Source organism: Pseudomonas violetae (genome assembly GCF_023072615.1).
GTDB lineage: Bacteria > Pseudomonadota > Gammaproteobacteria > Pseudomonadales > Pseudomonadaceae > Aquipseudomonas > Aquipseudomonas violetae.
This window is the reverse complement of the sequence record NZ_JAKNRW010000007.1, coordinates 190865-202305: the sequence shown is the minus strand read 5'-3', so window position 1 is coordinate 202305 and position 11441 is coordinate 190865. Positions and strand designations below refer to the sequence as shown.

Below are 11441 nucleotides of genomic sequence, written 5' to 3'. Positions count from 1 at the left end.
ATTATTTTCAGAAGTTTTCCAAGTTTCCTTAGTAACTTCAACCACTTGCGCTTTCGATCTCTCGTTAGCGGGAGGCGAATTCTACAGCGTTACACGCTGCTGTCAACACCTCTTTTTCAACTTCTTTCGCGCTTCGATAACCTGAAGCAACTCGCTGTCGAAAACTTCATAACTCATTGTTTACCAAGGAGTTTTCCGTTTCGACTGCGCCGGAAGTGGGGCGAATTATAGACATCTGAAATCTGCCGTCAAGCCCTTATTTCAGCATTACTCGGATTTGAGCGTAATACGCGCAAATGCCTTCTTTCCGGCCTGGCAAACGTGGGTTGCGCCCAGTACGTATATAAAGGTGCGATCAACCACCTCACCATCTATACGCACACCACCGGAATTGAGCAGGTCACGCGCAACCGCCGAGTTCTTCACCAGCCCCGCCTTATTAAGGACAGCCGCGATCGGCATATCTTCAGCAGCAGTCAACTCGATTTCCGGGAGATCATCCGGCAGCTCGCCTTCTTTCATGCGATTGCCTGCAGCACGATGCGCATTGGCCGCCGCTTCTTCACCATGGAAACGTGCAACGATTTCCTCAGCCAACTTGATCTTGATGTCACGAGGATTAGCACCCGCCTCGACGTCGGCACGCAATGCATTGATATCATCCATAGAGCGAAAGCTTAGCAATTCGAAGTAGCGCCACATCAGCGCATCCGGAATCGAAACCAGCTTGCTGTACATGACACCCGGTGCCTCCTGGATGCCGACGTAATTGCCCAGGGACTTGGACATCTTCTTCACGCCATCCAGACCTTCCAGCAGCGGCATGGTCAGGATGCACTGAGGCTCCTGACCGTAACCACGCTGCAGTTCACGCCCCATCAACAGGTTGAACTTCTGGTCGGTGCCACCCAGCTCCACGTCCGCGCGCAAAGCGACAGAGTCATAACCCTGAACCAGCGGGTAGAGAAATTCATGAATTGCGATCGGCTGGTTGGTGGTATAGCGCTTGTCGAAGTCATCGCGCTCAAGCATGCGAGCGACGGTGTATTGCGACGTCAGGCGAATGAAATCAGCCGGCCCCATCTGATCCATCCAGGTGGAGTTGAACGCCACTTCGGTCTTTGCCGGATCTAGGATCTTGAACACCTGGGTCTTGTAGGTCTCAGCATTGTCGAGAACCTGCTCGCGAGTCAGCGGCGGACGCGTGGCGCTCTTACCGCTCGGATCACCGATCATCCCGGTGAAGTCACCTATAAGGAAGATCACCTGATGCCCCAATTCCTGGAACTGGCGCAGCTTGTTTATAAGCACGGTGTGGCCCAGGTGCAAATCCGGCGCCGTAGGATCGAAGCCGGCCTTAATACGCAGCGGCTGACCACGCTTGAGCTTTTCGATCAGCTCGGACTCGACCAACAATTCTTCCGCACCACGTTTGATCAGCGCTAGCTGCTCTTCAACCGACTTCATAACAGACCCGCAAGGCTCGAATTCAAAGGGGACCAACCATACAAGATCACGGCTCAAATACAAAGTTTGGCCGGCGCAATGACGCCAATCCGCTGGCAGAGTGAGCGCGGACTTGCTTCAGGGATGATTTGGTTATATTTTATACAGTTATTTCATCTTCATCATGTCATTCATCTTTTCCAATTCATCTTTTTCAAAGTCAAAAATTACCTATGACCAAAGAATCGTCTAAAGCGCCACCGCTTTACCCGAAGACCCACCTGCTCGCTGCAAGCGGCATCGCCGCCCTGCTGAGCCTGGCACTTCTGGTATTTCCTTCCAGTGATGTAGAAGCCAAAAAGACAACCCTGAGTCTTGAACTGGAAAGCCCTGCCGAACAACTGACACAAGATCAAGACGCCGCAGAAGCTGTTCAAGCCACAAATGTAACTGCCGCTTCGCCTTTCGCACAGATCGACAACAACGCCGAAGCCGCCCAGGCCGAGAAGGGGCCCGTCGTTGAAGAAAAGAAAGCGCCAACCCATCGGGAAGTAATAGTCGCCAAGGGTGACACGCTGTCCACCCTGTTTGAGAAGGTCGGTCTGCCAGCCACTTCCGTGCACGAGGTACTGGCCAGTGACAAGCAAGCCAAGCAGTTCAGCCAGCTCAAGCATGGTCAGAAGCTCGTGTTCGAATTGACCGCGGACGGCCAGTTGGCCAGCCTGCACAGCAAGGTCAGCGATCTAGAAACCATCACCCTGACCAAGAACGACAAAGGCTACGCATTCAACCGCATTACCGCCAAACCTACCGTTCGTTCCACTTATGCACACGGCGTGATCAACAGCTCACTGTCGCAGTCTGCCGCTCGCGCAGGCCTGTCCCACAGCCTGACCATGGACATGGCCAGCGTGTTTGGCTATGACGTGGACTTCGCTCAGGATATTCGCCAGGGCGACGAGTTCGATGTGATCTACGAACAGAAATTCGTCAACGGCAAGGCCGTGGGCAATGGCCCGATTCTCTCCGCGCGTTTCACCAACCGCGGCAAGACCTATACCGCTGTTCGCTACACCAACAAGCAAGGCAACAGCAGCTATTACACGGCTGACGGCAACAGCATGCGCAAGGCATTCATCCGCACTCCGGTGGATTTCGCCCGCATCAGCTCCAAATTTTCCATGGGCCGCAAGCACCCGATTCTGAACAAGATCCGTGCACACAAGGGTGTCGACTATGCAGCCCCACGCGGTACGCCGATCAAGGCCGCCGGTGACGGCAAGGTATTGTTGGCAGGTCGTCGCGGTGGCTACGGCAACACTGTGATCATCCAGCACGGCAATACCTACCGTACGCTTTATGGCCACATGCAAGGCTTCGCCAAGGGCATCAAAACCGGTGGCTCCGTCAAACAAGGCCAGGTCATCGGCTACATCGGCACCACCGGCCTCTCCACCGGCCCGCATTTGCACTACGAGTTCCAGGTCAATGGCGTACACGTCGACCCGCTGGGCCAGAAAGTCGCGATGGCCGACCCGATCTCCAAGGCCGAACGCACACGCTTCATGGCCCAGAGCCAGCCATTGATGGCCCGCATGGACCAGGAAAAAGCCACTATGCTGGCTTCGAAGCGCTAAGCCATGACGCTCTATATAGGCGTGATGTCCGGAACCAGCCTGGATGGCCTGGATATCGCGCTGGTGGAACTGGACCCGGCGATCAAGTTGATCGCCACGCACTACATTCCCATGCCCGATTCCTTGCGCTGCGAGCTACTGGCGCTGTGCGCCAGCGGCTACGACGAAATAGCACGCTCGGCAATTGCCCAACAAAACTGGGTAAAGCTGGCGGCGCAGGGTATCAACACCCTCCTCGGCGAACGGAACCTGCAGCCCGAAGACATCCGCGCGATAGGCAGCCACGGCCAGACCATTCGGCACGAACCGTCGCGGGGTTTCACGGTACAAATAGGCAACCCCGCCCTACTCACCGAGCTGACCAACATCACCGTGGTCAGTGATTTCCGTAGTCGTGATGTAGCAGCTGGAGGACAAGGCGCGCCGTTGGTTCCCGCGTTCCACGAAGCCCTGTTTGAAGAACAGCGTGGAAACCGCGCAGTTTTGAATGTCGGCGGCTTTAGTAATCTCAGCCTGATCGAGCCCGGCAAAGCGGTATCCGGTTTCGATTGCGGCCCGGGAAATGTGCTGCTCGATGCCTGGATTCACCAGCAACGGGGCGATCACTTCGATCGCAATGGTCAGTGGGCCGCCAGCGGCCAGGTTGAACCGGCGTTATTGAAGGCCCTGCTAAGCGATCCATTCTTCGTGACCCGAGGCCCGAAAAGTACCGGCCGCGAAGTGTTCAACCTGCCATGGCTGACACAGCATCTTTCCCGGCTACCGGCATTCGCTGCGCAAGATGTGCAGGCAACACTGCTGGAGCTCACGGCATTGACTATCGTCGAGTCGCTGCAACAGGCGCAATCGGCGACCCGGGAGCTGCTGGTTTGCGGTGGCGGGGCGCACAACCTTGCGTTGATGGAACGCCTGGCCAGCCTGCTGCCGGGCGCAACAGTCAGGAGCACTGGCGCCTATGGCGTAGATCCCGACTGGGTCGAGGCCATGGCTTTTGCCTGGCTCGCTCACTGCTGCCTTGAAGGCATCGCGACCAATCGCCCAAGTGTCACCGGCGCCCGTGGCTTGCGAGTGCTTGGCGCCATCTATCCCGCATGACCATCCGCTGAATCCCGTATAGCAAAACGCCGCACAACCCCAACAGGGTGTGCGGCGCCTTGCATGCAACCGGAGTGCGATCAGATCGAGAACGAAGAACCACAACCACAGGTGGTCGAGGCGTTCGGGTTCTTGATCACGAAGCGCGAACCTTCCAAACCTTCCTGATAGTCGACCTCGGCACCCGCTAGGTACTGAAAACTCATAGGGTCCACAACCAGGCTGACACCTTCGCGCTCGACGATGGTGTCGTCATCGGCCACGTCTTCATCGAAGGTAAAGCCGTACTGAAAACCTGAACAACCGCCGCCCGTAACAAATACGCGCAGCTTCAAGCGATCATTCCCCTCTTCATCGACCAGGCTCTTCACCTTGTGCGCAGCACCGTGGGTAAATTGCAAAGCCGTGGGGGTGAAGGATTCGACGCTCATGCTGACTATCTCCCGGCGTTACGCCGCCATAATGCGTGATGACGCGCATTATCCGCTTCTCCTAGAAAATTGGTCAACTATTCTAGGAGCAGCTGCAGGTTTCAAGCGGCAGGCTTCAAGTTCAAAGCTTGCCGTTTGAAGCTCGCAGCAGCCTCTATGGCAACATGCCCGCGTGGGACAGCCCCAGGCGCTCGTCAAGGCCGAACAGGATATTGAGGTTCTGCACAGCCTGGCCTGAGGCGCCCTTCACCAGATTGTCAATGACCGACAGCACCACGACCAGATCACCGTCCTGTGGACGATGCACCGCAATACGGCACACATTCGCGCCGCGAACACTGCGGGTTTCAGGGTGGCTGCCAGCCGGCATTACATCGACGAACGGCTCGCTGGCATAGCGCTTTTCAAACAGCGCCTGCAGGTCGACGGAGCGATCAACAACCGTCGCGTACAGCGTCGAGTGAATGCCGCGGATCATCGGCGTCAGGTGCGGAACGAAAGTCAGACCGACTTCCTTACCCGAAGCACGACGCAGGCCCTGGCGAATTTCCGGCAAGTGACGGTGCCCTTTGACGGCGTATGCCTTCATGCTTTCCGAGGTCTCGGAATACAGCGAACCGACTGCAGCCCCGCGACCGGCTCCGCTGACACCGGACTTGCAGTCTGCGATCAGGCGAGAGGTGTCAGCCAGACCGGCTTCAAGCAGGGGCAGGAAACCCAACTGGGTAGCGGTCGGATAGCAACCCGGCACCGCGATCAGGCGCGCCTGCTTGATCTGCTCCCGGTTCACTTCAGGCAGGCCGTAGACAGCCTCCTCGAGCAACTGCGGCGCACCGTGGGGCTGACCGTACCATTTGGCCCACTCGTCAGCGTCCTGCAAGCGGAAGTCTGCCGACAGGTCGATCACCTTGGTGCCCGCCGCCAGCAACTCGCCAGCAAGGGCATGCGCGACACCGTGCGGGGTAGCGAAAAACACCACGTCGCAGGCACCCAGGGTCTTGATGTCCGGCACGCTGAACGCCAGGCCGTCGTAATGACCACGCAGGTTAGGGTACATATCAGCCACGGCCAGACCGGCCTCGGATCGGGAAGTGATCACTGCCACTTCAGCTTGCGGATGCTGTGCCAACAGACGCAGCAGTTCGACACCGGTGTAACCCGTGCCGCCGACGATACCGACCTTGACCATAAACCTGCCCTCAACGAACCCACTGGAAAGCCGACGATAATAGGGCCCGCATCGTCCTGCGACAACCGGCAAGGTGACGTGCGGGCGCTCAAGCCTCTACTATTCGGGCTACCGTGAACCTGGGAATAACTTAAAATGCTTTATCTATGGCTCAAAGCGCTTCATATCGTCAGCATGGTCTGCTGGTTCGCCGGCCTGTTCTACTTGCCGCGCCTGTTCGTGTATCACGCGCAAAGCGAGGACACCGTCAGCAAGGAACGCTTCAGCCTGATGGAGCGCAAACTGTACCGCGGCATCATGGGCCCGGCGATGATCGCCACGCTGCTCTTCGGTATTGCACTGATCTACTTAAACCCCAGCATCTTCTCTCAAGGTGCCTGGATTCACGCCAAGCTCACACTGGTAGTGATCCTGATTGGCTACCATCACATGTGCGGCGCTCAGGTGAAGCGCTTTGCACGTGGCGAAAACACCCGCAGCCATGTCTTCTTTCGCTGGTTCAATGAAGTGCCGGTTCTGATATTGCTGGCTATCGTAATTCTGGTAGTGGTTCGACCGTTCTAAACTCAACAGACAAAACTCACCGGGGTACTTCCAATGTCGCTGCCCGCTTTGCTCGAACAACGTCTGCGCCTGCCCGTGGTGGTGGCGCCGATGTTCCTGATCTCCAACCCGCAGTTGGTGCTGGCCTGCTGCAGAAATGGCGTAGTTGGCAGCTTTCCAGCACTGAACCAGCGCGAAAGCAGCGGTTTCAAGGCGTGGCTGGAGGAGATCGAAGCGGGCTTGGCGGCTCTGGACAACCCGGCGCCTTACGCAGTAAACCTCATCGTCCACAACAGCAACCCAAGGCTGCAGGCGGATCTGCACATTTGCGTCGAACATAAAGTACCGATCGTGATTACCAGCCTGGGCGCGGTCAAGGAACTGGTGGATGCGGTGCACAGCTATGGCGGCCTGGTATTTCACGACGTGACAACTCGTCGTCATGCCGAGAAAGCAGCCGAGGCTGGAGTAGACGGCCTGATCGCGGTCGCGGCCGGAGCCGGGGGCCATGCCGGGACATGGAGCCCGTTCTCGCTGATTGCCGAGATCCGCCAGTTCTTCGACAAGACATTGCTGCTGGCCGGGTGCCTGAATCACGGCCACGAGATCCTCGCAGCACAATTGCTCGGGGCCGATCTCGCCTATTTCGGTACACGGTTTATCGGTACTACCGAAAGCCATGCGCCGCAAGCCTACAAACAAATGCTGCTGGACTCCCGGGCGGCGGACATCGTCCATACGCCAGCCGTATCCGGTGTGCCGGCCAGTTTCATGCGCCAGAGCCTGGAAGCAGCCGGTTTCGACACAGCGGCCTTGCAAGGCAAAGGGGAAGTGAACTTCGGCGCCAAACTGAAACCGATCAGCGATGAAGCCAAGGCCTGGAAGACGGTTTGGTCCGCAGGCCAGGGCGTCGGTGAAATCGACGATCTACCCAGCGTGGATGAACTGGTGGCACGGCTTGATGCCGAATACCGCAAGGCATCGGAACTCGCCTCGACGCTGCCGAAACGCTGGCCAGGCTGAGTACACTATCGCGCCCCCTCAATGACGACACGCGACAAGGATGCCTCGCAATGAGCGAAAACCGTTTCAAGATCATGTTCGACGGCGCTCTGCTGCCTGGCGTTGACATCACCACCGCCAAACTCAACCTCGCCCGGCTGTTCAAGAGTGATGTGACTGCAATCGAACGGCTGTTCAGCGGCCGGCCGGTTGCGCTCAAGCGGGACCTGTCACATTCCGATGCCCAGACCTATCTCCAGGCACTGGCAAAAACAGGCATTGACGCACGAATCGAAAGCGAGCCATCGATCCAGCTGAGCCTGTCTGATATTCACGAACCAGTCCCTGAGCCCGCCTTCATCAGAGATCCGCAATCGCCGTATGCCCCCCCGCATGCAGCAGTGGGCGAAACGGTGACAGGCTTCGCCCCGCTCAAACCGTTCAGCTTCGACGGTCGTATAGGCCGCTTGCGCTTTCTCGCCTGGACGATGGTCCTGACGCTGGTGACACTTGGTCTCGGCGCCATGTTGGTACTCCTGGGCCTGGCCGTCTTCAGCTCGGACTCGAGCCCCGGCCTTATTCTGGCTGGTCTGCTGGCTTTCATCCTGATTGTCGCGCTCGGGTTCGTCAGCATTCAGTTCAGCGTACAGCGCCTGCATGACATTGGCTGGTCCGGCTGGCTGTGGCTGCTGAACCTGGTGCCTTTTGTTGGCAGCTTCTTTCCCTTTGTCATGATGATCATGCCAGGCAACAGTCTCGCCAACCGTTATGGCGCCCCCCCTCCACCCAACAGCAACGCAGTCAAAGTCCTGTCTTGCTTGTGGGTGGTCGTTATCGCCCTGGTGTTCGTCGGAGGCCTGGCCGGTGGCCTCTCGGTAATTCGGGACGAGTACGAAAACGCGACCCAAAGCGCTTATGAAAGTGACTCCTTCAGCCCTTCCGAAATCGAAGATCAAACTGGCGTGGAAGCAGAACCGGTGCCAAATTCAGTTGACGATGCAGCCGAAGAAGCCCAGCCACCTGTAGACTCTGCCAAAGAATGAACAGCACTCCCCGCCCGTGACACCTGCGTCGCCGGCGCGGAGTTGTTGCGATGGAGAACTGCATGACCCGTTACGCTCTGATCACTGGTGCTTCCAGCGGCATCGGCCTCGCGATGGCCGAAGCTCTGGCCCGGCGCGGCCGCAGCCTGCTCCTGGTGGCCCGACAACGTGATCAGCTGGAAAGCATTGCAATTGAACTGACTCAACGTTTTGGCGTGGAGGTGCTATTCCGCGCCTGCGACCTGGGCGAGCCACTGCGGCTGTCAGGTTTTCTGCTGGAGCTTGAGGAGGGAGACCGGCAGATCGATTTGCTGGTGAATTGCGCCGGCATTGGCACATGCGGCCCGTTCCTCGCCCAGGACTGGATGACCGAGCAGGACCTGATCGAAGTGAATATCCTGGCGATGACTCGCCTGTGTCATGCCCTCGGCAATAGCATGGCGCTGCAAGGCGGCGGGCAGATCCTCAACGTCGCATCGGTAGCGGCCTTCCACCCAGGCCCCTGGATGAGCACCTATTACGCAAGCAAAGCCTATGTACTGAATTTTTCCGAAGGGTTGCGTGTAGAGCTAAAGAAATGTGCGATCAAGGTTTCGGTGCTCTGCCCCGGCCCTACCCGCACCGCATTTTTCCGCACCGCCCAACTGAACACTGAAAAGCTGGACAACACCAAGCTGACCATGAGCCCCGAAGAAGTCGCGCTTTATACCGTCCGGGCTCTGGAAAAGAATCGCGCAATCATCATCCCGGGGCGACGCAATCGCTGGCGAGCTTTCCTGCCGCGCCTGGGTTCGCGCTGGCTGAACCGGACAATTGCGGGCATGGTCAACAAGGCATATTGCCCCCGCTGATGCCCTGCAAGGTAAAACCCTGGGCCCAGGCCTGCTCCATGAGTACACTCGGGCCAGACCAAACAACGGAGAAAACAGCTGTGGATACTCTGTTCACCAAGATCATCAACCGGGAAATCCCGGCCAAGATCATTTACGAGGACGACCAGGTTCTGGCCTTCCACGACATCGCTCCACAGGCACCGGTGCATTTCCTGGTGATTCCGAAGAAGCCGGTGCGCACCCTGAACGACCTCACCGAGGAAGATAAGGCACTGGCCGGGCACATCCTCTTCACCGCCCAGCGCCTGGCTCTGGAACTGGGTTGCGAGAAGGGCTTCCGCGTGGTGATGAACTGCAATGAGGATGGTGGGCAGACCGTTTATCACATTCATATGCATGTACTGGGTCAACGACAGATGACCTGGCCGCCGGGCTGACACTCACTCATGTGGCGAGGGAGCTGGCTCCCGCCAGGCAATAGCGACCGCTTTGCGGCCAAGCGTGAGCAAGCTCTCTCGCCACAAATGACCCAACGCAAACCTTCCCCGGCCGATTCGGTTAAACTGGTCGCCGAGAATCTTCCCGGAGGTCAGCATGACTACTCAACGTCACTACTCGCCCATTGACCGTCTTCTGCTGCAAGCCGATGCCGCGATGCGCACCCTGCTGCCCTTCAGTGGCCAGCCGTACCGCCCATCGCCCGCTATCGTGCAACCGGATGCGCAGATGAGCGACGAAGACACCCGGCATGTCGCGGGTCTGATGCGCATCAACCATACCGGCGAAGTCTGCGCCCAGGCGCTGTATCAAGGCCAGGCCCTGACCGCCAAGCTGCCCAACGTGCGCGCCGCCATGGAGCATGCTGCCGAAGAAGAGATCGACCACCTGGTCTGGTGCGAACAACGCATCCACCAATTGGGGAGCCATACCAGTATTCTCAACCCGCTGTTCTACGGCATGTCGTTCGGTATTGGCGCAGTAGCCGGATTGATCAGCGACAAGGTGAGCCTGGGCTTCGTTGCCGCCACCGAACACCAGGTGTGCAAACACTTGAATGAGCATCTTGAGCAACTGCCTGCCGAGGACGAGAAATCCCGGGCGATTCTGGAACAGATGCGCATTGATGAAGAACATCACGCGGAAAGTGCGCTGGATGCAGGCGGGTTTCGTTTTCCAGCGCCGGTGAAGTTCGGTATGAGCTTGTTGGCCAAGGTGATGACCAAAAGTACCTACCGGATCTGAAATCCTGATTTTTTTGCTGAAAAAAGGCGACCACCGCGAGGAAGTCGCCTTTTTTGTGCCCGGAGATCTTAGCTCGGCATGTTGCGCGCGTAGAAGATTTCCAGCATTTCGTGCTTCACACGGTCGGTCACCTCGGCGCGTTGCTCAGAGGACAGGCTGGTGGTGGCATCGCCGAACAGGTAGTTATCCAGTTCGAAGTTCTTCAACAGCATTTTGGTGTGGAACAGGTTTTCCTGATAAACGTTCACGTCGGTCATCTGGTAACTGGCGCGGGTGTCTTCGGAGAGGTAGTTCTGGATCGAGTTGATCTCGTGGTCGATGAAGTGCTTCTTGCCCTCAACGTCACGAGTGAAACCGCGCACACGATAATCCACGGTCACGATGTCCGAATCGAACTGGTGAATCAGGAAATTGAGCGCTTTAAGCGGTGAAATGACACCACAAGTCGACACGTCAATGTCTACACGGAACGTTGCAATACCATCGTCCGGATGGATTTCCGGGTAGGTGTGCACCGTGATGTGGCTCTTGTCGAGGTGGGCCAGGATAATTTCAGGCAACGGGCCCGGTGACTCTTCGATCTGGCTGTCGGTCGGGGTGACCGGCTCTTCCGAGATTAGAATCGTGACGCTGGCACCCTGGGGTTCATAGTCCTGACTGGCAATGTTCAGGATGTTGGCACCAATGATATCGACAACTTCCGTGAGGATCTGCGTCAGGCGCTTCGCGTTGTACTCTTTATTGATGTACTCGACGTATGCCTGCTGGTCTTGCGGAGTTTCCGCATAGCAGATGTCATAGATGTTGAAGCTCAAGGTCTTTGTCAGGTTATTGAACCCGTGGAGCTTGAGTTTGCTTTTCACCGTTAAAGACTCTCTATGTATTGCGGCCCGGGCCGCGTAATCAAGCATGCCCGTCAGATGCGACCAACGCACCTGCGTAGGACGGTTAACACCTCTTCGCGATGGCGATTTTGGTTG

12 protein-coding genes are annotated in these 11441 nt (G+C 57.5%); 8 read left to right on the top strand and 4 right to left on the bottom strand.

Translation table 11 applies throughout. The features are described from left to right. Positions 1–267 precede the first annotated feature (267 nt). The gene (gene tyrS, locus L9059_RS12350) at positions 268–1467 is read right to left on the bottom strand and encodes a tyrosine--tRNA ligase (RefSeq protein ID WP_247291207.1); all 1200 of its coding nucleotides are present in this window, start codon (positions 1465–1467) and stop codon (positions 268–270) included. 212 nt (positions 1468–1679) lie between these two features. On the opposite strand from tyrS, the gene L9059_RS12345 reads away from it, so the two are divergent. Both L9059_RS12345 and L9059_RS12340 read left to right on the top strand, forming a co-directional pair. Next, positions 1680–3083, top strand: coding sequence for a peptidoglycan DD-metalloendopeptidase family protein (locus tag L9059_RS12345; RefSeq protein ID WP_247291205.1), 1404 nt, complete (start codon positions 1680–1682; stop codon positions 3081–3083). A gap of 3 nt (positions 3084–3086) precedes the next feature. Then, entirely contained in the window at positions 3087–4178 is a 1092-nt protein-coding gene (locus L9059_RS12340; protein ID WP_247291203.1) for an anhydro-N-acetylmuramic acid kinase, read from the top strand. Between the two features lie 80 nt (positions 4179–4258). Here L9059_RS12340 and erpA read toward each other — a convergent pair whose 3' ends face one another. Together erpA and argC are read right to left on the bottom strand one after the other, a co-directional pair. Next, complete coding sequence (erpA, locus tag L9059_RS12335) at positions 4259–4609, bottom strand: iron-sulfur cluster insertion protein ErpA (RefSeq protein WP_020292766.1); 351 nt, start codon at positions 4607–4609, stop codon at positions 4259–4261. 154 nt (positions 4610–4763) lie between these two features. After that, a complete protein-coding gene (gene argC / locus L9059_RS12330) occupies positions 4764–5798 on the bottom strand; it encodes an N-acetyl-gamma-glutamyl-phosphate reductase (RefSeq protein ID WP_247291202.1) in 1035 nt (344 codons plus the stop codon). Between the two features lie 135 nt (positions 5799–5933). On the opposite strand from argC, the gene hemJ reads away from it, so the two are divergent. The 6 genes from hemJ to coq7 all read left to right on the top strand — a co-directional run bounded on the left by hemJ (position 5934) and on the right by coq7 (position 10461). After that, the gene (gene hemJ, locus L9059_RS12325) at positions 5934–6362 is read left to right on the top strand and encodes a protoporphyrinogen oxidase HemJ (protein ID WP_247291200.1); all 429 of its coding nucleotides are present in this window, start codon (positions 5934–5936) and stop codon (positions 6360–6362) included. A gap of 33 nt (positions 6363–6395) precedes the next feature. Next, entirely contained in the window at positions 6396–7364 is a 969-nt protein-coding gene (locus L9059_RS12320) for an NAD(P)H-dependent flavin oxidoreductase (RefSeq protein WP_247291198.1), read from the top strand. Between the two features lie 50 nt (positions 7365–7414). Continuing rightward, complete coding sequence (locus L9059_RS12315) at positions 7415–8386, top strand: DUF805 domain-containing protein (protein WP_247291196.1); 972 nt, start codon at positions 7415–7417, stop codon at positions 8384–8386. Between the two features lie 62 nt (positions 8387–8448). Beyond that, positions 8449–9237, top strand: a complete 789-nt coding sequence (locus L9059_RS12310) for an SDR family NAD(P)-dependent oxidoreductase (RefSeq protein ID WP_247291195.1) — start codon at positions 8449–8451, stop codon at positions 9235–9237. An 80-nt stretch (positions 9238–9317) separates the two neighbouring features. Then, positions 9318–9656 (top strand): histidine triad nucleotide-binding protein, encoded by a 339-nt coding sequence (locus L9059_RS12305; protein ID WP_247291193.1) that lies wholly within the window; start codon positions 9318–9320, stop codon positions 9654–9656. 157 nt (positions 9657–9813) lie between these two features. Continuing rightward, positions 9814–10461 (top strand): 2-polyprenyl-3-methyl-6-methoxy-1,4-benzoquinone monooxygenase, encoded by a 648-nt coding sequence (gene coq7, locus L9059_RS12300; protein ID WP_007906874.1) that lies wholly within the window; start codon positions 9814–9816, stop codon positions 10459–10461. A gap of 68 nt (positions 10462–10529) precedes the next feature. Here coq7 and speD read toward each other — a convergent pair whose 3' ends face one another. After that, positions 10530–11324 carry an adenosylmethionine decarboxylase gene (speD, locus tag L9059_RS12295; protein WP_247291191.1) on the bottom strand — a complete coding sequence of 265 codons (795 nt, stop codon included), beginning with the start codon at positions 11322–11324 and terminating at the stop codon, positions 10530–10532. Positions 11325–11441: the final 117 nt, after the last annotated feature.